Consider the following 20,792-nt stretch of genomic DNA (forward strand, 5'->3'; position numbering starts at 1 on the left):
GCCGGAGCCGGGAGAACAAGGCAGTGACCAGCTCCCAGCCGCGCGTCCTGCACTCCCTGATCCCCACCCGCCCACCAGGCCGCCACCCCGGGCGAACGCGCCGCCGCCCAGATGCACCACCTGGGCATCGCCACCATCCCGGCGCCGGTACCGGCCGCGGCCGCCGAACTGATCGCCACCGACGTCCACACCGGCCCGACCACCGCCCCGGAAGACGCCCGGCCGGTGATCACCCGTCTCACCGAAATGTGACCGCCGCAGGCGATCTCCGAGGTCAGACATCGTTGGCTGCGACTCTTACAGGGGGTGGTGATTCGAGGATGCGCGGCGATCACGAGCCACGCTGCACTCACTGCGGTCGTGTTTCTTCACGCTCGGCTCGTGGGGCGGCCTGCCTGGACGCTCCCCCGTCGCACACCCGAGTGCGCCGACCGACTACATGCTCCGGCCGGCTTGCAAGCGGCGCCGTACCCCGCTCTGTGCGGGGCTGCTGGACCTGACCGAGACCCGCCGGACGTCCGTCCAGCGGGAACTCTTCTTCACGACCGCTAGCCGACTGGCCCCTCGGCCCGGGGAAGGCCGGCGATGATCAAGTCGAGGGCGAATTCGAATCGCTGGTCGAAGTTGTCGGGGCCGATGTACGGCAGGACCTCGGCCAGGGCCGGGTAGCTGTCGGCCGGGGCCTGGTCCGGGAGGAGGGTCGGTGCGGTTTCCTGGGCGGCCTGCTGTTCTTGGGTGAGACCCAGAGTCAGGTAGAAGATCGTCCAGTGGGTCCACGCCGCCGTGCGCGGCGAGTGGCCGGCCGCCAGCAGGGTGGCGATCACGGTGTCGGCGTAGCGCAGTGTGCGGGGCTCGGCGGCGAAGACGCCCGCGACCATTCTGGCGGCGTCGCGGTGGGAGAGCAGCGCCGTGCGGCAGCGGTGGCTCAGCGCCTTGAGCCGGTCGGGGAACGCCTCGGGTAGCGGCTCGTCGAGACAGTGCGCAAGGAGTTCATCGGAGGCCAGTTCGAGCAGGCGGCCCTTGCTGGAGGCGTGCCAGCGGACGGTGTTGTGCTGCACGCCGAGCCGGGCCGCGACGGCTCGCATGGTCACACCGTCCAGACCTTGCTCATCGAGCACCGCGAGCGTGGCGGCGACGATCTCCCCCCGTGTCGTACCCATCCGATGTGCCTCTCCGGTCGGTTTCCGCGCCCCTGTTGTCCAATGGACAACTCTAGGGCATGCTCAGCCTTGTCCAACGGACAAGGATGAGAAGGAGTGATTGTCATGCTCGACGTGCTCATCGCCGGGGCCGGCCCGGTGGGGCTCTGGCTGGCCGCGGAGCTGCGCCTGCACGGGGTGGAGGTGACCGTCGTGGAACGCCGGGCAGCACCGGACGGACGGTCGCGCGCGGTCGGCATGCAGGCCGGCACGCTGGACACCTTCGCCACCCGCGGACTCGCGGAGCGGTTCATCGAACGCGGCACCCCGGTGCCGACCGGCCACTTCGGGGCGGCCACCACCCGGCTGGACTTCTCCACAGTCGGGGCGGTGCACCCGTTCATGCTGGCGCTGGGTCAGTCCGTCACCGAACAGCTCCTGGAAGAGCACGCGGTTGCCGTGGGCGCCCGGGTGCTGCGAGGGGAGGAGGTCGTCTCGCTCACCCAGGACTCGGACGCCGTCGAGGTGGTGATCCGGGCCGGCGGCACCCACCGGACCGTGCGGGCCCGCTGGGTGGTGGGCTGCGACGGCACCCGCAGCGCGGTGCGCCAGGCGGCCGGCATCGACTTCCCCGGTCAGGACACCACCCTGACCGGGTGGCTCGCCGACGTCGAACTCGACAATCCGCCCACCGCGCCGCTCGCCGCCACCGGGCCGGCCGGTTCGTTCCTGGCGGCCCCGATCGGCGACGGCGTCCACCGGCTGGCGGGCCTCTCCACGGCGACCATGCACTACGGCGCCGGCGAACCGCTGACTCTGGAGGAGGTGCGCGAGCAGACCCGTACGCTACTGGGACGGGACCTGGGCATCCGCAACCCCCGGTGGCTGTCGCGCTACGGCAACGCCACCCGCCAGGCCGCAAGGTACCGAGCCGGACGGGTGCTGGTGGCCGGGGACGCGGCGCACATGTTCTTCCCGGCCGGCGGGCAGGGCATGAACCTCGGCATCCAGGACGCCACCAACCTGGGCTGGAAGCTGGCCGCCACCCTCCAGGGCCGGGCGCCCGACGGACTGCTCGACAGCTACGACACGGAGCGCCGGCCGGCCGGCCGCGCCGTCATCGACAACACCCGCGCGCAGCTCGCCCTGTTCGCCGCGGCGAGCCCGGAGCAGATCGCGCTGCGCGAGGTCTGGTCCGCCGCGCTGGCCGAACCGCAGACCAACCGCCAGTGGGCCCGCCGGATCGCCGGCTTCGACGAACCGCTCCCCGCCGACGCCGCACCCGGCACGCATCCGCTGAACGGCACGCGACTGGCCGGCCTCACCCTGGACACGGCCGACGCACCCACCGCCCACCCGATGATGCACCACGGCCGGCCACTGCTGCTGGACCTCGGCGGAACGCGGACGCCGTGTTCCGCAGGCGGTCTGGAACAGCGGACAGCCACCGTCAACACCGAAGCAGCGGATCCGATCTGGCGGGACGTCACCGCCGCTCTGATCCGACCGGACGCCCGGATCGCCTGGGCCAGCACCGACACCGACCCGCAACACCGGGCCGCGGACTGCCTCACCGCCCTGCGCACCTTGTGCCGCTGAGCGAGCTCGGTGAGCCCACCCGCCGGACCCGCGCGGCGCCCCTCTCTCACGGACCAGGCCGGATCAGCGTGCGACTCCTCCAGCCCCAGCGGGGGCACCCCCATCCGTGCGTGCATCGCAAGGCGGAGCACCTCCCGACCGAAGGCTGGAGGCGTGCGTGACGGCTCGGCGCGAGCAGGAAGTCGTAGAACGCCTGGAAGGTCCGGCCCTGGTCCGACTCCGCGATGCTCTCGCGGCTGCCCAGCACCTCATCCAGCAGCCCATCGTGTATTCAGGCAAGTAAGGCAAGTGGCACGGGGGCGATTCTGCGAGACCGCTACGAACGCCGGAGCGTGCACACTGCGGCGTCGAGATCACGGTGCCGCTCGGCGGTAGCGCCTACCCGCCACCATGGCCCGTTTTCGTCAGGCTCGGCGTGCACCATGCCGAGGAAGCGACTGCCCTCAGGTGGCCCACTCCATACGGTCGGTGTCTGCCGGCCGGACGAACTGCAGGTGGTGTTCGTCAACTTGGTGGGTGAACAAGTCGCCCAGCAGGGCGGGATCTGTAATGGCCCCTCGACCTGCGGCCGGTCTACCACCGCCTCGACGAGCGAATACGGCTGGGATGCGCCTGAGGCGACGGGAGACGCCGCTGCCCGCCGCTTGGAACCGCACGGCCGGTGCGCGGTCGGGTCTTCCTTGAGGTACTCACTGTTCGCCGTGCGGTTGCCTGGGCGCCATAGCGCGCACGGAGACTGCGAAGGCTCGATTCCGGCCAGCCCTAGGAACGTCTACATGTCCATTCGTCGCGCCCTCGCCATATCCGCCACCCTGGCCGCCGCCGGAATGGCGGGCCCGCTGCCCGCATACGCGGCGCCTGCTACCCCGCAGGCCTCCGCTCCTTCCGGCTTCACTGTCCACCAGTTCGTGACGGGGCCGTCGGGCCAGAGCAGCCCGGACGACATCGCCCGTCTCGGCGACCACCTCTTCATCGCGTACCAGAACGGCGTGGGCTCCGACGGCAAGCCCGCGCCGAGCGGTGCCACCAAGAGCACGGTCTACGAGTACACGCTCTCTGGCCAGGTCGTCGCCTCCTGGCCGCTGACCGGCAAGGTCGACGGCATGGGCGCGGACCCCGAAGGTGACCGCGTCATCGCCACGGTCAACGAGGACGGGAACTCCAGCGCCTACACCATCGCGCCGTCCCGCTCGGCCGCGGAGCAGGTGCACCACTACGCCTACACCGGGCTCACCCACGGCGGTGGCACCGACAGCGTCCTCGCGGCCGACGGCAAGATCTACTTCACGGCCTCAGCCCCCGCGGCCGAGGCCAACGGCACCACCTACAGCAAGCCCGCCCTCTACACCGGCAGGTTCACGCAGGGCGCCGCGGGCAAGGAGGGAACGATCGCCCTGACCCCGGTGCTGAACGACAACTCCACCGCCGCCGACCGCGTAACGGGCAAGAGCACCAAGCTCAACCTCTCCGACCCCGACTCCAGCGAGAAGGTACCCGCGCTCGTCCCCGGCGCCGGCGGCGACCTCCTCCTCGACAGCCAGGGCGACAAGCAGCAGATCTACATCGGCCGGGGCCACGTCCCCTCGGTGCTGAACCTCACCACCCAGGTCGACGACACCGCCTTCGCCACCACCACGACCGGCACCCTCTACGTCGTCGACAGCAAGGCGAACAAAATCCTCGCCATCACGGGTCACTTCGCCCCGGGCCAGGCCTTCACCTCCGTCCCGGGCGACTCGGACTCCCTCAAGGGCGTGCTCGGCACCCTGGACCTGAAGTCCGGCCAGATCAGCACGTTCCTGCAGCTGAGCAGCCCCAAGGGCCTGCTCTTCACGAACGACCGCTACCACGGCGGCAACGGCCAGGGCACCGGCGGGTCGACGGGCGGCAGCAGCACGGGCACCTCCGCCAGCGGTTCGACCAGCACCAGCGGCGCTGGTGCGAACAGCACATCCGCGCAGGGTACGGACAGTTCACCGTCCGGGGCTCTCGCGCGGACGGGTGCCGGTGACCCGCTGGCCATCGCCGGGGCCGCCGCGGTCCTGCTCGCGGTCGGCGGCGGGCTCTATGCCGTCATCCGGCGCCGGTCGGCCCGCGCCGCCGATTGACCGGCACATCCTCCCCAGACCCGTGACCTGCGATTTCACGATGCACACCACTCACTGGGCGGGGCCTCCCCTTCGTTGCCGGGTGCGTGCTGGTCCGGCGAGGCCGTCACGGGCCTGTGCCCTCCCTGCCGGACCCGGTCCAGTGTCGCCTACCGCGGTGTCTGAGGTGCCGGCGTGCCGGCAAGTGCGCCTCGAACAGGGGTCCAGAAAGTGTTTCGGTCGAAACGCTTTCTGGACCCCTGTTCGGCCGTGGCGCTGGAAACCGGCCTCGAGACATCGGTACCGCGGTCAACGCCAAGCCGGTGATCACGGGCGTCCAGCACAGACGGTCTGCCCTGCGGCGAAGTTCGGCGGAAGATCTCTGCCCGGCTGCGGGCATCACCGCCGGCACAGCCGTGACGCGCAGGGTGTAGCCCTGACCTCGCTGTACGGTCACCCCCTGGTCGAGAGCGGCCCGCTCGGTGGGCTCCAGCTCGGTGGTGCGGAGGAAGTCGGCGACCTTGCCGGGCACGGAGAGTGTCCCGCGGTGTGCACTCGCAGCCCTGCTCCGCCGCGACGGTGCCTGGTAAGCGTGGCCACGGGCATCCGTGTGGCGCGGGTGCCGCGGCGAAGGGAAGGGCTTGTGCACGAGCGCACGAAGAACCCGCGGAACGACACGACGTCGCGCACGGCGCCCGACCGCCGGACCGCTGCCCGGCCGTCCGCCACGGATCAGAAGGTCCGGGCGGACGCACCGATGACTCCGGAGACGGCTCTGTTCCTCCAGACCACCGTCGGCAACGCAGCGGTCGCCCGGATGATCCAGCAACAGCGGCACGCCCACCGCCCCCCTGGCGGCGGACGGGATGCCGCGACCGGCGCGGAGGCCGAGGCCGAGACCGCACCGGTGCAGCGCTCCGCCGTGCACGACGTCCTGCGCTCCCCGGGCCGGCCGCTGGCCGAACCGGTGCGCACCGAGATGGAATCGCGCCTGGGGGAGGACTTCCGTGCCGTGCGCGTCCACGATGACGCCCCGGCCGCCCGGTCTGCGGCCGAGATCGGCGCCCGCGCCTACACCTCGGGCGACCACGTTGTGCTCGGCCGCGGCGGCTCGGACGACCACACCCTCGCTCACGAACTGACTCACGTGATCCAGCAGCGGCAGGGCCCGGTGGCCGGCACCGAGATCGGATCGGGACTGCGGGTGTCGAGCCCCTCCGACCGCTTCGAGCGCGCGGCCGAGGCGAATGCCACCGAGGCTCTGCGCCGCCCGCTGCCCGCGCCGGTGGCCCGGCCCTTCCCGGGGTCCGGCCCGGTGCCGCTCGGGGGTTCGCGGACGGAGGACCACTCGCGGGCGCCGATTCAGCGTGCTCCCGCGGCGACCACCACTGCTGCACCGGTCGCGACGCAGGCCGCCTTCACGCACCTTGCGGGGGACGATCTGGAAGGCGAGTGCGGCGGTTTCGAACGCAGGCGGGCGTTGAGCGTCAACCCGCCTCAGCAGGGGGTGATCATCCAGGAGATCAACCGGGTCTTCGCCGTGGAACAGTGGGACGGGGCGGCATGGACCGCCCTGCCGAGCACGGCCATCGACGCCTACGTCACGGCGAGGAACTCCACCGTGCACGCCACTGTCGGCCGCTATTGGGAGTTGTGGGAGGTAGACGCGCAGGGCAACGTCTCCGACGGCGCGGAGGACACCTTCGGCCTGCCCTCCATCATCCCGGGAAGGAAACGCAAGGACACCACGCGGGGGACCTACACGATCACGGGGGACGCGATGTTCTACCCCACTACTGCGGCGCCGGGCACTCTGGGATTCACCCGGGGCGGGGCCGCGCCCGCCGGGGGCCTGTACAGCACCCTGTCCGACCCGTCGGGGGCCATCGCGGCCAACGGACTCACCGCCACCGGCCAGCCGGTGCGCTGCCGGGTCCACGTCTCGTGGGACAGCTCCGCGAACGACAGGTACTCGGTGGTCACCATGACTTGAGCCGAGCGGACGCTGGGCGATCGCCGACCGGAGCGGGGTCGGCCGCGCTGGTAAAACTCGACCTCACCGAGGGCGATGACGCATCCGGGGCCGGTTCCGACCGCGTCGCGGATCACGGCCTCGGGGAAGTTCGGCGGAAGGTCTCTGACCGGCTGCGGGCATCACTGCCGTGCCCGCGGTCCACCGCCACTCCTCGACCGCTGCCAGCCCTTCGACGGCACTGCGGCGGCTCCGGCACAACGCAAAGCCCGCCGCGAGTACGCGAACCGCGTCACCACCCTCGAAACTTCGCCGGGGCCGTGATCACCGGCTTGGCGTCAGTCACGGTACCGATGTCCCAGTCGAGGCCGGAAACGCTGCAACCGAAGCGTTTCCTGGACGCCTGTTCGACGCCATGCCGGACGAGGTCTTGGGTGGGGTCCCGCCGCTGCCGGGCGCGACGGCCCGGCAGGGTTCTGGGGCCAGCAGCAACAGGGAGGCCGGGATGAAGTGCCGCCGCGTTCCTGACTGCGGCGGGGCCGATTCTGCCAACTTGTTCCGCCCGGGCTGAGTTTGGGCGATCGGCCTGTGTCACGAACCTGCCGTACGTGCTTGACGCCCCCTTGGATACCCGTACGGCATGTACGAAATCGGCTACATCCCTGACTTGCCTGTCGCTTCCCAGAGGCCCTAGATAACTCCGGTCCCGCGCGGAGTCCGGGGCACCGCGTGCACCGTACGGCGCCGGACGCGCAGGTCTCCCAGGCGGTGCCGGACGGGGTACGGAGAGGCCAGCATCCTGATAGGCCGTCGCCTACGGGGCGTCGGGTCGTTGACCGGGTGAGATGCCGGGCCGGGAGGGGCCGGAAAGCCGGGTGTCCGGGCGGGAGCCGTCACGCTCCCCGCCCGGGCACCTGAGCGTAGAGGCCGGCGGCTCTATGTCATCCGCTGGGGAGGACAGCCTCTCAAAGCCGTTGCCTGACCAACCCGCGAGCTCATGTCGCTACGGCGCCAGCTGTCAGCGGTGACAAAGTGCCGTAGGTGTGGTCGTGGTGCCGGACGGAGCCTCAACGCCGGGCGTGGCGGATCTTCAATCGTCCGAATCCCATGGTCCCGGAGATTCGAATCTTCGGTCCGCCGGGGCGGGAACGCCGCGGGGCCTTGTAGCGCACGTCCTTCCACTCAGTGCGCAAACCCTCGGAGTCAACGACTGCGTCGCGAGGCACCGTGATTCTGGCCCCGCCGGTTCCAAGCTGCAGCTCAATGTCGACGACCGGATGCTCGATGATCGCCCGGGACAGATTCAGGCGCACCCTTCCGTAGGCGGACTCGACCTTGAGCAACCGAGGCACCCGCCATACGCCTCGTCGCCGGATCCGTCCGCTGGCGGCGGCGATTGTTGACGTGGTGCCCGGGTGCTCCTCCGGAAGTGAGGCGAGAGCCGACACGACCTCGCTGTGTGCCTTGGCGGTGAGCACCTGGCGGAGGCGTTCGTCCAGTTCCCCGTGCGAGATGAGCCCTTCAGCGTACGCCTCCTGCAGGCGCTGTACGGCTGCATTGCGGTCGTCTTCGCCGATCAGCGGCGGCGTCTCTTCCGGTGAGGGGGCCACCGTTTCACCCTACTGCCGTGCCCGCGATGCGTGTGCGCCAAGGCCCGTGGGAGGCAAGGCATCCGATGGGGAGGCGGCTGCTCGTCACCAGGACCTTGATCGTCCAATCCGGCGAACCTAATCCGGTCACAGCACTGGGGACGGGGAGTCGGGCCGGTCGGCGAGGAGCGTGCCGTCCTGCTGGAGGACGGCGGCCGTGGTGGCGGTGGAGTGGCCGATGGCCAACAGGTCTGGGCGGAGCCCGGCCATGGTCAGCTGTGGGTCGGCGAGGTGAGCGGTGAAGGTCCGCCAGGGCGGCCAGCCGACCTCTCCCGTGGCGTACGGCTCGGTGTGGGCGTCCTTCAGCAACCGGGCGAGCCCAGTGCGGGCGCCCGTGTGGAGGTGGTCGTCCCTTGTCGCGCCAGGCGATGGAGATCCGCGACGGGGCGGGGACCTGCATCTCCCAGTCCACCCACGGGCCGGGGAGGTCGAGGTTGTCCTTCGGGGAGGTGGTCGCCTCGATGTACCCACCGGTGAACACCGCCTCCACGGACGGCTCCCCGCTGCGGATGCGGACCTTGGCGACCACGGTTGCGTTGGGGGACAGCCGGAGTACGGCAGATGTGTGCCGTCGAGGCAAGAACCTGCAGATCAGCGCGTTATGACACTGTCTCGGACTGCTGCGGTAAACCACGGGCGGGTCAGTTCAGGACGCCGACGCGGGCGGCGAGTCCGCGGAGTTCGGTGGTGGTCCTCCCGGATACCAGTAGCCCGGATACCAGGGACTTCAGCGCGGGCCGGGCGTGGGTCTCTTGGGGGGCGTGGTGTTCGGCGGCCAGGAGGGCACGGATGCAGTCGTCCCGGCGGCCCCAGTGGCCGTATGCGGCGGCGATGTCAGTGTAGTAGCGGGCGCGGCGTTCGGTACTGGGCAGGCTCTGCGGTGCTACTGCTTTCGCGGCGGCCAGTGCGGTGGAGGGGTCGCCGACGGAGTTCTCGGCGGAGATGAGGTGGAGCTGGACGGTGGTGGGGCTGAAGCCGCCGCCGTGGTCTCGCAGCAGCGTCGTGCCGCCCAGCTGCGTGGCGATGGCCGCAGCTTCGCCGGTCAGCTCTCGCATCCCGGCCGCGTCGCCGGTGCGCGCGGCGGTGTAGGCGGCGGACTGGATCAGCAGGCCCCGCTGAGCTGCCAGAGCCGGGGCGTCACCGCGCAGGCTGGGATGGTCGGCGGCCGTGAGGACGATGGACATCGCCTGTTGGTACCAGGCCGCCTTGCGGGCGAGTACGGCGAGTGGCGGGCGGCTTCGGCCACCAGGAGCGGCTGGTCGATGGCCTGGGCGGTCTGGCGGGCGCGGTCGGCGGCCATCCAGCCGAGCTGCTGTTCGTCCAGCTTGATCAGCATGCGTGTGGCCAGGAGGTAGCTGTGGGCCAGCAGCCCGCCGTCCTGCGTCGAGCCCTCGGCGGTGCTGCGGGCGTGGCCTGCGCAGATCAGCCGGGGCAGGCGGACGGCAAGCTGGCCGTACCGGCAGGCGTGGAAGTCGGTGAAGGCGCACGAGAGTTCGGCCTGGAGAGCGGCTGCCGACGGGACGGCGACGGGGGTATGCAGACCGAGCATCGCGTCGCGGAGGCGGCTGGTGAGCACTTCGCCGAGTGCGGCCTCGTCTGCTGTTGTCCTGCCCGTGGTCAGGATCGGGGCGCCGGCTGCAGCGGCGGCCGTCACTGCAAGATTGGCCAGTAGCTGCCTGCGCCGCACCGGATCCTCCCCGTCCTCCTGACGAGCCGTATCCACCCTAGGGCCCGGAAGCCGTGGATAGGCGCTGATCGGCCCGATGACGCGCCCGTGGCGGACTTCTGGCTGGGGAGTCAGGCCGAGGGCCTGCGGGGGGATGCCGAGCGCGTCGGCGAAGCGCCGCAGCACGGTGACGTCCGTCAACGGCGAGACGCCCCGCTCGTACCGGGAGACCTGCGCTGCGGAGTAGCCAGCCCGTACGCCGAGCTGAGCCAGGGTCAGGCCTTGCTTCTTGCGGGCCCGCCGGACCAGCTCACCAGGGTTCGCAGCCGCCGCCCGTAACTGGTGTGTTCGGACCGTATCCATACCGTTCCCCGCTCGCCGGGCGAGAGGTGCGCTGCCGCACACCGTACCCGCCCGCGCGGGGCGAGAACAGGTGCTTTGCACCGGATGCAAACCGGCTTGCGGCCCGTGGCAACGCCCCTGCCACCGCTGCGCCGACAGCGGTGTCCTCGAGGGGCAGGCGGCCCGGGCAGAGGGCCGCCGCAGCACATCCGAAAGGGGTGTGAGCGATGTTGTTACGCAAGAGGGCCGCTGTGGTGGGACTTGGTGGCCAGGCCCGCAAGGACCACCTTCCCGGGCTGGCTGAGTGCCGGCTCGCTGAACTCGCCGGAGTCTGCGATGTCGACGCGGACCGCGTGACCGCCGAGGAGGAAGCACGGCGGGTGCCCGGCTTCACCGTGGTGAGCCAACTGTTGGAGGAGGTGCGGCCCGACTTCGTCATCGTCGCGGTGCCGCACCACGCCGGGCGGGAGGTCATCGAGGCGTGCGCCGAAGCGGGGGTACACGTGCTGAAGGAGAAGCCGTTCTCCACCGACCCGCACGAGGCTGCTGACCTGGCCGCCCTGTGCAAGAAGGCCGGGATCGAGCTGATGGTCACCGTACAGCGACGTTTCCACCCCGTCTACGCCGCCGCCCTCCAACTGCTGGAGCAGGTCGGCGACCCGTACCTGGTCCAGGGCCGGTACACCTTCCACTGCCCGGACCCGGCTGCCGGGTGGCGCGGACAGACGAAGCTCGCCGGCGGCGGGTGCCTGGCCGACATGGGCTACCACCTCATCGACCTGGTCTTGTGGTATCTCGGCCTGCCCGACCGCATCCTGGCCGACACCTCGGCCGCCGCGGTACCGGGCGCCGAGTACGACGCGGAGGACACCGCACTGGTCCACCTCGCCTACGACTCAGGCCTGTACGGCTCGCTGCTGGTATCCCGCTCTGCCGGCCCGAAGACCGAGCACCTGGACATCACCGGCCCGCACGGCACCCTGGCCATCGAGCGCGGCACCGTACGCCTGCTGGACCCGGCGGGGCAGGTAGTCGAGTCGCTGCTGCGCGAGCCCGCTTGGCCGTGCCCGCCGGCAGTACAGATCGACCACTTCTGCCGTGTCCTGGACGGCATCCATCCCAACCCCTCCGGCCCCGCCGAACACCTGCTGCACGCCGCGTTCCTGGCCGCCGCCTACGCCTCCGCCACCACCACTCGCCCCGTCGATCCGAAGGAGTACCTGGCATGACGGACTCCCCGCTCGCACTGCTCGGCGGCGAACCCGCCATCCACGCCCCGGCCCCGCACTTCACCTGGCCGCCGATCGCCGTCGACGACCGCGAGGCGGTGGCCCGTCAGCTGGAGACGGCCGTGTCCATCCCCGACCGCTCCGGCGTCGTCGCCGACCTGGAGGACGCGCTCGCCTCCTACTTCGGCGTCCGGCACGTCGTCACTACCTGTACCGGGACCGCCGCGCTGCACTCGATGTATGCCGCCGCCGGAATCGGCCCCGGGGACGAGGTGATCGTCCCGGCGCTCACCTTTCATGCCACCGCCACCCCGCTCTTCCACCTCGGCGCCCACCCTGTCCTCGCCGACGTCCACGACCGCGGGCAACTCGACCTCACCGACGCCGCCCGCCGCATCACGGCCCGCACAAAAGCCGTGATCGCCGTCCACCTGTGGGGCCTGCCCGAGGAGATGGACGCCCTGGTGGCCTTCGCCGACGAGCACGGCCTGATGCTGCTGGAGGACGGCTCCCACGCCCACGGCGCCACCTGGAACGGCCAGCGCACCGGCTCCTTCGGCACGGCCGCGGCGTTCAGCCTCAATGGGCCCAAGCCGCTATCGGCCGGGGAAGGCGGGTTCGTCGCCACCGACGATGCCGAGCTGTACTACCGAGTGCTGCTACACGGCCAGTTCAATAAACGGTGCCGCCGCGAGATCCCTGCCAGCCACCCTCTCGCGCGGTTCGCGGTCACCGGCATGGGCCTGAAACTGCGCATCCACCCGCTCGCCGCCGCGCTCGCCCACGCTCAACTCGGACGCCTGGACGCCTACCTGGCCGGGCGGCAGGACATCGCAGGCCGGATGTGCACGCCCCTGGACGGCGTGCCCGGCATCCGCGTGCCGGACCTGCCCGCAGTGGCGCGGCCGTCGTGGTACACGCTGCCGCTGCGCTACGAGCCGGCCGAGCTCGGCGGCCTGCCGCTTCAGCGGTTCCTCGCCGCGCTGCACGCGGAAGGCGCCACCGAGGCAGACCAGCCGGGATCGACCTGCCCGCTGCACACCCATCCGCTGTTCCAGGCGCCCGGGTCCCTGCTGCCCGGCTACGCTGACCGCCAGCGCACCGCTGCCGGTGATTTCCCGGCGGCCGAGTACGTGCACGCCACCACGATCAAGCTGCCGGTATGGCATCACGAGGAAGACCGTCACCTCGCCGACGCCTACACCACGGCCATCGCCAAAGTCGCCGCCCACGCGAAGGACCTGATGTGAGCCCGTCGCCCGTCAACACCGCACTCCTCGAAGACCTCACCCGTACCGCTGAAACCGAAGGCATCGAAAAGACCGTCGTCGGTGCCGTCATCGCGAACCCGGACGGCAAGGTGTTGCTCCTGCATCGCGCCGCCGATGACTACCTCGGCGGCCTGTGGGAGCTGCCCTCCGGCGGCGTCGACGACGGAGAGGACCTCATCGAGGCCCTGCGGCGGGAAGTCGCCGAGGAAACCGGGCTGACGGTCACCGACGTCGGTGACTACCTGGGCCACTTCGACTACCGCTCCGGCAGCGGACGCAAAAGCCGCCAGCTCAACTTCGCCGTCACCGTCGCCACAACCGATCAGACGGTAAAACCCACCGAGGCCGAGCACGACGCGCACCTGTGGGCGGACCACTCCGAGCAGAACCGGGTATCCAGCGCAGTCCAGTCCGTCCTCGACACCTGGCGCAATCGGGCGGCCTGACCAGCTCCCCAGCCCGCGGCGAGCCCCGGCCACCACCTCCGCACAAGGGGTGGCCGGGGCCCCACTGCCGCCCGTGCGGCGTCACAAGCCGCTGACCTGCGGATTGCTGCCCGAACGGCCCACTTTTGCCGTATTCCGGTTGACCTCCATGTTGGGCACGGCAGCGATCGGCAGCGGGGCGACGATCAGCCCGTCGTCGGCGGTCTGGTCCACCTACTCCTTGGGCAGCAAGGGCGGGGGGCACCAGGCCACCCTCCGGTCGTACGGCGCCTTGTCCGAGAAAGCCGGCGGTGCCGTCGGTGGCGCGCTGGGGCAAGCCGGGCTTCGGCCGGCAACAGGTGTATCGCCGGGAGGCCGGCAAGCGGGTTCCGGTCGACTGGCTGCCGTACATCGAGCAGGAGTTGGGCATCGATCTTTCCGGTAGGTGAAGAGATCCCAGCCAGCGATACCGTGGCCTCGGCCATTTTGCTCGGGAGGTTGGACGTGGAGCGACGGCAGTTCCTGACCGCGACCGCTGCCGTTGGCCTGGCGGCCCTGGACCTCACCGACGCCCAGGCCGTCACCCGCCGCGTGAAACGTCCCGGCCGCATCCACGTCGGCATGGGCGAGGTGGACGCCGTCCACTCGATGACGACCGCGCTCGGCGATGCCGCATCCGAACTCGGCGGAGGCCACGCCCGCCACCTGGCCGTGCGCTACCTCATCGACGACGTCAAGCCCTGGCTGGACGGCGCCTGCACCGAGAAGGACGGCCGCGAACTGTTCGCGGCCACGTCCCAACTCCTCCAGCTCATCGGGGGGATGGCGCGGGATGCCGGGGCGCAGAGCCTGACCCAGCGTTACCACGTCCACTCGTTCAAGCTCGCCGCGGAGGCCGGTGAGAACGAACTCGCTGCGACCGCGCTGCGCGGACTGGCGGACCAGGCCATCGACCTGAGCCACATCCCGACCGCCATCCGACCCAACGAGGCGTGCGAGCAGCGCGGCCGCAAGCTCGCCAATCCCAAGGCGCTGGCGAGGAGACCGGCCGGGCCCGCCTGTCCTACCGCCGGGCAGAGGAGATCTTCGAGGAGTCCACGCGGCTGCTGGCCAACCCACTCGCCCGCGAGCAGGACATCGAGACGCTGGAAGGCTTCACTCTGCACCGGCTCCGACACTCCGCGCTGACGCACGATGCCGAGCAGGGCACCCCCCCCGATGCTCCCGTCACGCCTCCGTACGGTCCCTGGAACGCTACGCTCGCCCCAGAGTCGACGCCGTCGCCCAGCACGTCGCCCCACGCGACCCGGCAGCCCGACGACGGGGCTGAGTCGCAGCACTCACGGCGTGCTCCCCGGACGACACCGCATTCCGAGCAGCATTGTCCCAGGTCAGCGATATCCGTTGTTTTCGTGGCCGGTTACTACGGCGGCCCCTACCGGGGCGACGTCGCACTACGCCGCTGTTCCCGGCCCTGCCTCCCTCGGATCCCCAAGCGGCCGGGTCCGCCCATCATCCTCGTCCGCCCGGCGTCCCGGCTCCGTCTCGTCCAGCTCCCAGTAGTGCCGGCAGTCATCGCACCGGTACACCGCGATCCCCGCGTCGATCGTTAGCACGGCCGCACACGGGCATCCGCTGCCGTCACCGCGCCCCGCACACTCCTGCTCCCAGGTATCCCCCACGATTTGACCGTGCGGCGTACAGGCCGTGTTCGTGGAGAGGGCATGCAGGGCGCACAGGCGCTCCCGTCCGGCAACGCACCCCAGCACCCGCCAGCACCCGCCAGCAGCCCCAACAGCTTCCAACGACGAGGAGAACGCGGCCGCAGATCTGCTCCGCCACCAGGCCGTTTGGTGCGAATCCGATTCGGCGTCACACTGCCGCCCAGAAGGCTCCGCAGCCGACATCGTATGGAGAGCTGATGAGCCACGACACCCCGCAGCCCAACGGCACCCCCAGCCTTCCCGGGTTCATCGAGGAACGCACCGAGGGCGTAGCTGGCCCGCGCGCCATGCTGCTCCGCGTCTGGTGCCGCTGGTGCGTCCGCTGGCACACCCACGGCTACACCGGCACGAAGGTCGGTGACACCACCGACCGGGCCCCGCACTGCTACACGCCCCGACAGCGAGTACGAGACCGGCTACGACATCCGGGTCAGCGGCACTCCGTTCGCGGAGGTCCGCAAGACGATGCGAAGCGCTACGGCCGCGCAAGCAAGGGCGATCCGGGAGGGCCGGATCACCGAGGCCGTGCAGAAGCTCCGCGACCAGCCCGGACCCGTCGAGTAGACATCCGCCCCGGGCCAGTCGCAGTCCCCGCAATCTCAGCTCAGCGAAGTTGAGCGACGCGGAGGCGGAACGGCCCGTAGCAGCTCCCACAGCGGGCGCGAGCCGGCCGCCCACACGCCCAGCGTCTGACGGTCGACCACGTGCAGCCGCTGCTGCTTGGCGAACGTGACCGCCGGCGCGGTCACCCGCCCGTTCGTCACGATCACCGCGACGTCCGCCCCGTGCACCTGCCGGGCCGTCCCGTTAAGCACCTGCAGGTCCGGGGTGCCCACCGCCGCGCCCCGGGCCCCGTTGCGGCGGTGCTTGCACTGGATCACCCAGCGCCGCCCGTACGGATCGGTCGCCTTCACATCCGCGCCCAGGTCCCCGCCGCCACCGACCCGCTGAGCGTCCCGGCAGCCGTCCCTGCGCATCAGATCCCGTATCGCGTCCTCGAACCGGGAATGGTGCAGCGCGTCCAGCTGCGGCAGCCCGTAGCGCAGCCCCTGCGCCCGTACCGCCTCCCAATGGGCCCGCTGCCGAAGGCTGTACAGCCAGCCCCCACCGGCCAGCACGGCGAGTACCACGACCAGGACGAGCACCCACCAGTGGACCAGCAGCCAGTGGACCACCGCCGCCACCACCGCGATCACCACGGCCGCCGCCAGAAGATAACCGATCAGCTCGGAGTCCCTCTGACGCCGGCGACCGGGCCGCCTCGTGCGCCGCCGCGCCGGCGGCCGCCTGCTCACCGGGCCCCTTGCTGAGACGCGAACCGGATCGGGTACGACACCGTCGGCGTCGGCTGCGGCCCCCGCTTCCACGTCGGGGTCGCGTCGAACCGGATCGGGTAGTGGACCGTCGACCGCAGGCCCGGCACCGCCTTGCCTCCCGCCCCGTCCGCAGATGCGTGACCGTTGCCGAACCCGACCACGGCTAACGCGAACAGAGCGAAGATCGTCATTTCCCGTCTCGCGCCCGGAGCCCACCTCGAATGCCCGCGAACCGGCGTCCCGTCAGAGCGCACGTACGGCCGTACCCAAGGCATGAGAGCCTCCCCCCTCGTAGCACCATCACTGCAACCAGCCATGCTGTCAGGAGGCACTGACAACCGGTCAGGAGATCACCACAAGACGCGATCAAAGGAGTCGCGAACAGGCCAGGGTACGGCGCAGACATGCCGTCGAATCCTTCGGTGCGTGACGCTGTCGGGGATCTTGAGGGTCAAGACTTCCCTGTGGTGCGCCATGGAGTTGGCCTTGGGATGCGCTGCCAGTCCAGGAAGGTCTGGAGCGCGGTGGGTGTTTGAGGCCGGCGTTCTGTCGTGGGCGTCGTGAGTTCTGCGTTGACGCGCTCGATGTTGACGGCGATGGCGGTGAGGACGTGCTGGACGTGGGACTTCTCCTGGCTCCGTAGCGGGCTTGTCGCATGCCGTGGCTGTTGACGTAGCCGTAACAGAGGCCTGATCCTGGACGCTGCGGAGTCCACGGACGCGCGGCGACAATCCGTTGACCAGGCGAAACAGCCCAACGCCGGGGAAGCGTGGTCCGGCCGCCACCTGGGCCCCTGAGCTCCCACTCTTCAAGATCCCCGACAGCGTCACGCACTGAGCATGGGGACTCCCCCTTCTTCGGATACCTGAAATCACCCGGATTCCTGACCGGTCCAGGCGGGGCGGGCGAGTGGGGCCAGCAGGCCGTCGCCGGGCCAAAGATCCCGTTCGGTCACGAGGCTGGTCAGGAACACGTCGACCTCGGCCAGCACGGCGGCCCGCTCGGCGGGCCCGTAGACGATGAAGTCGTCGGCTGCGGCGTCATAGGCGCGTACGTGGTTGTACGGGCCGGTGCAGACGAGGGCGCGCGCGATCTCGGACAGGCCGAGGCTGAGGTCATCGCACTCTCCGGAGCGGACGAGGTGCAGCACGTCGGTGGTAACGCGCTCCCAGTCGCCGACCTTCGGCCAGTCAGCGCCTCCGCCCAGTTCGTGGGTGAGGGTGGCCAGCGGAATGATCTCGCCCGGTTGACGCCCGCGGGTGAGGAGATCGTGGATGCGGGCGCCGTCGGGCTGGCGCACCTGCGGGTGCAGCAGGGAGGCGGCGGCCACCACGGTGGTGTTGATCTCGCGGGCGCCGGGGCCCGGGTAGTACGGCTCGTGCGCGAAGAGGAGGTAGACGTCCGTGGTGCGGTCGGCCTGGCTGGATTCTGGCTGGGGCATGGACATGGTTCCCTTCGGTAGTGAGGTGCCGGGCGTGGGGCGAGGTGTGGCCGGCTGGCTGCCCGGCGGGTACGGGCCGAACGGGCCCTCGTGGCCGCCGGGCTGGTTCGTTTCGCCGGAGCGGGCCTCGGTGCGGATGGGCTCCAGGGTCTGGGTGACTTGGTCGGCGAGCTGGAGCATCAGCCGTTCGCGATCGATGAGTTGGGCTGAGAGCGTGCGGGTGTCCTGGTTTTGGAGGAGGCCGGCGGCGTCCCACAGCAGGTATTGGCCGATCTCGGCCGAGCGGCGCAGTTCGTAGCGGTCGTTGTCGGCGGCGGTCTGGACGAGGTAGGTGTGCAGGGTGGCCAGGCGCTGCAGGTACTGGCAGGCAGCGGCGTGTTCGACCATGCGGACGTGTTCGCCGGCCCGTTCGTCGAGCCGGTCGGGCAGGTGCTCGGCAAGGAGGGGTGCGAGCAGCATCGCCGGCAGCACGGTGTCGGCGGGGATGCCGCGGTTCAGGGCGAACAGGGCTGCGAAGAGGCTGATGATCCCCACGGCGGCCGCGGAGAACCGTACGGACACGGGGCTCGTGCGGGTCAGGGCGATGCGGATGGCGGGGCGCCTGGTCAGCCAGCGCATGGCCAGCCGCTGTGTCCTCGTCGCGCCCGGGGTGAGCACCCCGATCTGCTTCGGGTGTTCGGGCAGAGTGCCGTCACCGGGTACGGTACAGGCCAGCCAGCCCCATCCGGTGCGCTCGTACACGAGCGCGGGCTCGCAGGTGCCGGGGCATGCGGTGTCGTGGCAGACGTGGCCGGTCCGCAGCGCCCGCGCCTGTTCCGCCTCCCACCGTCGGGGATCGCGGGCGAAGGGACGCTGAGGCTGCTGGGGCGTCATCCGGGGTGGTGTGTGGGTCGTGTCCGTCATTCGGTGCTCGCTTCCGGAGGATGGGTCAGGGCGGAGGTGCAGGTGGTGCAGCGGCCGTCGCCCTCGGGGTGAGCGCGGCGAGGGGTCGGTCCTGGGCAGGTGCGGCACAGGGGCCAGTCGAGGCAGGCCGGGCAGAGGTCCTCGCCGGGGGCCGTTCCGGGAACGCCGCAGCCGGCGCATTCGACGAGGGCCCGGTAGGTCAGGGCCTCGCTCACAGTGCGGGCGGCAGACGCGGTGGAGGACCGCTTGGTCTCCCGCCACGTGGGCAGCTCGTCCTCCGGGGGCGCGCCGCGGTGCTGGCTGGCGGCGGTGGCGGGTGGCGGGTAGGCCTGGGCAGCGCGGAGCCGGGCGGCGATGATCGCGCCGACGGAGGTGCGTACCGGCTTCGGCAGCGGCCGGGCGGCGATGACGTGCCGCAGCTGCTCGCGACTCCAGCCGACTTCCAGCATCACGGTCACGACACGGCCCTGGTCGGTCAGCGTCTGTCCGGTCAGGAGGAGCTCGGGGCGAGCCGCTCCGAGTTCGAGCAGCAGTTGGATCCCCGGGTGCATCTCGTCCGCTGGAGGTCCGGGCGGCGTGATCGTCGTGTCCGGCTGTCCCGTGCGTCCTGGTGTTCGCGCGGCTTCGCTGCGGCTGCACGGAGGGACGGCTCTGGTGTTCTGCTTGTTGGTCTTCTTACGGTTGGTGTTCTTAGTAGGCCGATGAACCAACGTAGGTTTATCCACTGGTGGAAAACCCGACTCTGGTTGCGACCTGGGGTTTTGCAGGCTGGGCAAGTCGGTGACGAAGTACGCGGCCGCGCCGAGGGTGCCGTCCGGGCCGCGCTCGCGTTCCCGCACGAGGAAGCCGTGCCCTTCCAGCTCCTTCAGCCCGCTCTTCACAGCTGCCTCGCCGTCGCGCCCGCGGCGGGTGATGTCGGTGACGGTCATCCGCCAGCCGTCCCGGTGCGTGCTGAGCAGCCCGAACAATCCTTTGGCTTTGAACGAGATCCGGGAGTCGCGGAACAAGGCGTTGGCGACCTGCGTGAACTGATCAGCCGCCATCACGCCGCGGCGGATCCCCGCCCCGAAACCGCTGTCGGGCCCGGACTCGGCCGATACGCCCGCGAGGCCGGCTTCGATCAGGGCGACGTCCAGGGCAGCCGGGCGGTCCGTGATGCAGTAGACGATCTCCCCGAGAGTGCCGCCCGGTCGACGCAGGCGTTCCCGAATCAGGTAGCCGTGCGTCTCCAACTCCTTCAGCCCGCCGCGCACGGCTTCCCGTCCATCGGACCCCAGACGGATCAGGTCAGCGATCGTCACCTGCCAGCCGTCCCGGTGCGTGCTGATATATCCGAAGATCCCCTTCGCCTTGTACGACAACCCGGTGTCGCGAAACAGCCCGTTGGCGATCTGGGTGAACTGATCGGCCGCCATCACGCCGCGGCGGATCCCCGCCCCGAAACCGCTCATCGGGCCCGCCCCCGCACGGACCTCACGTGGTAGCCGGGGCAGCACACCGCACCCACCGGAGTGGGATGTCCGGTAGGCCTGCAGGCGGGCGCATGTGTGTGTTCCATGACGTCAGCTCACCCGCCGACCCCGACCAGCCTGACGACCACCAGCCCCGACCATCGGTCACGATCCGGCAACACGCGCAATGGGCTGCAGTGGTCGGGCTCATGGACGGGCCGACCACGCTCCCGTCCCGCGGTGCGGCCCGTACGCAGGCCATGCGCAATCAGGCGAGGGGCGTGTGCAATGGGGCACGGGGAGGGAGCCGTTGCGCACGCCGGTCCGTGCCATCTGATATCCCGCTGCGCAGGTCGAGGTTCGCACTGCGCAGCCGTGGTTGGCCCAGTCGCCCGGGGGAACGAACCCGGCATCAGTGTCCCGGCGCGGGAGCTCGTGGCCAAGCAGACGGCCTGCCGCCAGCCCACGGCCGGGGCTTTGGCCGGGCCGACCATGATCCCGACCAGGGACTTCGTGTCCTTACCGTGACCGTGGTCGGGGTCCATCGGGGCGGGGACACTCCGGGACCCGCACGGCAG

At 70.7% G+C, this 20,792-nt stretch carries 20 protein-coding genes; 10 read left to right on the forward strand and 10 right to left on the reverse strand.

The window, feature by feature from the left end; genetic code table 11:
• Positions 1 to 111: 111 nt before the first annotated feature.
• Positions 112 to 252 carry a hypothetical protein gene (locus AB5L52_RS03435; protein ID WP_351026236.1) on the forward strand — a complete coding sequence of 47 codons (141 nt, stop codon included), beginning with the start codon at positions 112 to 114 and terminating at the stop codon, positions 250 to 252.
• 296 nt (positions 253 to 548) lie between these two features.
• Here the strand turns inward: AB5L52_RS03435 and AB5L52_RS03440 are convergent, their stop codons facing one another.
• Entirely contained in the window at positions 549 to 1,160 is a 612-nt protein-coding gene (locus AB5L52_RS03440) for a TetR/AcrR family transcriptional regulator C-terminal domain-containing protein (protein WP_369362589.1), read from the reverse strand.
• A gap of 105 nt (positions 1,161 to 1,265) precedes the next feature.
• On the opposite strand from AB5L52_RS03440, the gene AB5L52_RS03445 reads away from it, so the two are divergent.
• Entirely contained in the window at positions 1,266 to 2,738 is a 1,473-nt protein-coding gene (locus AB5L52_RS03445; RefSeq protein ID WP_369362590.1) for an FAD-dependent monooxygenase, read from the forward strand.
• Positions 2,739 to 2,784: 46 nt separating this feature from the next.
• Here AB5L52_RS03445 and AB5L52_RS03450 read toward each other — a convergent pair whose 3' ends face one another.
• Positions 2,785 to 2,985, reverse strand: a complete 201-nt coding sequence (locus AB5L52_RS03450; protein ID WP_369362591.1) for a DUF3375 family protein — start codon at positions 2,983 to 2,985, stop codon at positions 2,785 to 2,787.
• Between the two features lie 529 nt (positions 2,986 to 3,514).
• On the opposite strand from AB5L52_RS03450, the gene AB5L52_RS03455 reads away from it, so the two are divergent.
• Entirely contained in the window at positions 3,515 to 4,846 is a 1,332-nt protein-coding gene (locus AB5L52_RS03455) for a hypothetical protein (RefSeq protein ID WP_369362593.1), read from the forward strand.
• A gap of 622 nt (positions 4,847 to 5,468) precedes the next feature.
• Entirely contained in the window at positions 5,469 to 6,818 is a 1,350-nt protein-coding gene (locus AB5L52_RS03460) for a DUF4157 domain-containing protein (protein WP_369362595.1), read from the forward strand.
• 1,046 nt (positions 6,819 to 7,864) lie between these two features.
• Here the strand turns inward: AB5L52_RS03460 and AB5L52_RS03465 are convergent.
• The 4 genes from AB5L52_RS03465 to AB5L52_RS03480 all read right to left on the reverse strand — a co-directional run bounded on the left by AB5L52_RS03465 (position 7,865) and on the right by AB5L52_RS03480 (position 10,475).
• The gene (locus AB5L52_RS03465; RefSeq protein ID WP_351577945.1) at positions 7,865 to 8,407 is read right to left on the reverse strand and encodes a DUF1707 domain-containing protein; all 543 of its coding nucleotides are present in this window, start codon (positions 8,405 to 8,407) and stop codon (positions 7,865 to 7,867) included.
• Between the two features lie 126 nt (positions 8,408 to 8,533).
• Positions 8,534 to 8,755 (reverse strand): hypothetical protein, encoded by a 222-nt coding sequence (locus AB5L52_RS03470; protein ID WP_351577943.1) that lies wholly within the window; start codon positions 8,753 to 8,755, stop codon positions 8,534 to 8,536.
• A 332-nt stretch (positions 8,756 to 9,087) separates the two neighbouring features.
• Positions 9,088 to 9,630: a hypothetical protein gene (locus AB5L52_RS03475; protein ID WP_369362596.1), complete on the reverse strand. Its 543-nt coding sequence runs from the start codon at positions 9,628 to 9,630 to the stop codon at positions 9,088 to 9,090.
• Positions 9,549 to 10,475, reverse strand: a complete 927-nt coding sequence (locus AB5L52_RS03480; protein WP_351577940.1) for a helix-turn-helix transcriptional regulator — start codon at positions 10,473 to 10,475, stop codon at positions 9,549 to 9,551. The genes AB5L52_RS03475 and AB5L52_RS03480 overlap by 82 nt, the downstream gene beginning before the upstream one ends.
• Before the next feature lie 206 nt (positions 10,476 to 10,681).
• On the opposite strand from AB5L52_RS03480, the gene AB5L52_RS03485 reads away from it, so the two are divergent.
• Genes AB5L52_RS03485 through AB5L52_RS03495 form a run of 3 tightly spaced genes read left to right on the forward strand, consistent with a single transcriptional unit; the run spans position 10,682 to position 13,400 of the window.
• A complete protein-coding gene (locus tag AB5L52_RS03485; RefSeq protein WP_351577938.1) occupies positions 10,682 to 11,683 on the forward strand; it encodes a Gfo/Idh/MocA family oxidoreductase in 1,002 nt (333 codons plus the stop codon).
• The gene (locus AB5L52_RS03490; protein WP_369362597.1) at positions 11,680 to 12,933 is read left to right on the forward strand and encodes a DegT/DnrJ/EryC1/StrS family aminotransferase; all 1,254 of its coding nucleotides are present in this window, start codon (positions 11,680 to 11,682) and stop codon (positions 12,931 to 12,933) included. Before AB5L52_RS03485 ends, AB5L52_RS03490 begins: the two co-directional genes overlap by 4 nt.
• Entirely contained in the window at positions 12,930 to 13,400 is a 471-nt protein-coding gene (locus AB5L52_RS03495; RefSeq protein WP_351577934.1) for an NUDIX hydrolase, read from the forward strand. The genes AB5L52_RS03490 and AB5L52_RS03495 overlap by 4 nt, the downstream gene beginning before the upstream one ends.
• Positions 13,401 to 13,481: 81 nt before the next feature.
• On the opposite strand, the gene AB5L52_RS03500 is transcribed toward AB5L52_RS03495, so the two are convergent.
• Complete coding sequence (locus AB5L52_RS03500; protein ID WP_351577932.1) at positions 13,482 to 13,613, reverse strand: hypothetical protein; 132 nt, start codon at positions 13,611 to 13,613, stop codon at positions 13,482 to 13,484.
• Between the two features lie 77 nt (positions 13,614 to 13,690).
• Between AB5L52_RS03500 and AB5L52_RS03505 the strand changes: the two genes are divergently transcribed.
• The 3 genes from AB5L52_RS03505 (at position 13,691) to AB5L52_RS03515 (ending at position 15,667) form a co-directional block, all read left to right on the forward strand.
• Positions 13,691 to 13,828 carry a hypothetical protein gene (locus tag AB5L52_RS03505; RefSeq protein WP_351577930.1) on the forward strand — a complete coding sequence of 46 codons (138 nt, stop codon included), beginning with the start codon at positions 13,691 to 13,693 and terminating at the stop codon, positions 13,826 to 13,828.
• A 55-nt stretch (positions 13,829 to 13,883) separates the two neighbouring features.
• Entirely contained in the window at positions 13,884 to 14,567 is a 684-nt protein-coding gene (locus tag AB5L52_RS03510) for a hypothetical protein (protein ID WP_351577928.1), read from the forward strand.
• A gap of 893 nt (positions 14,568 to 15,460) precedes the next feature.
• Positions 15,461 to 15,667 carry a hypothetical protein gene (locus AB5L52_RS03515; RefSeq protein ID WP_351577926.1) on the forward strand — a complete coding sequence of 69 codons (207 nt, stop codon included), beginning with the start codon at positions 15,461 to 15,463 and terminating at the stop codon, positions 15,665 to 15,667.
• A 35-nt stretch (positions 15,668 to 15,702) separates the two neighbouring features.
• Here AB5L52_RS03515 and AB5L52_RS03520 read toward each other — a convergent pair whose 3' ends face one another.
• The 3 genes from AB5L52_RS03520 to AB5L52_RS03530 all read right to left on the reverse strand — a co-directional run bounded on the left by AB5L52_RS03520 (position 15,703) and on the right by AB5L52_RS03530 (position 20,214).
• Positions 15,703 to 16,398, reverse strand: coding sequence for a restriction endonuclease (locus AB5L52_RS03520; RefSeq protein ID WP_351577924.1), 696 nt, complete (start codon positions 16,396 to 16,398; stop codon positions 15,703 to 15,705).
• Between the two features lie 892 nt (positions 16,399 to 17,290).
• Positions 17,291 to 18,763 carry a hypothetical protein gene (locus AB5L52_RS03525; RefSeq protein ID WP_369362598.1) on the reverse strand — a complete coding sequence of 491 codons (1,473 nt, stop codon included), beginning with the start codon at positions 18,761 to 18,763 and terminating at the stop codon, positions 17,291 to 17,293.
• The gene (locus tag AB5L52_RS03530) at positions 18,760 to 20,214 is read right to left on the reverse strand and encodes a hypothetical protein (RefSeq protein WP_369362599.1); all 1,455 of its coding nucleotides are present in this window, start codon (positions 20,212 to 20,214) and stop codon (positions 18,760 to 18,762) included. Before AB5L52_RS03530 ends, AB5L52_RS03525 begins: the two co-directional genes overlap by 4 nt.
• Between the last annotated feature and the right edge of the window lie 578 nt (positions 20,215 to 20,792).

Source organism: Streptomyces sp. CG4 (assembly GCF_041080655.1).
GTDB lineage: Bacteria > Actinomycetota > Actinomycetes > Streptomycetales > Streptomycetaceae > Streptomyces.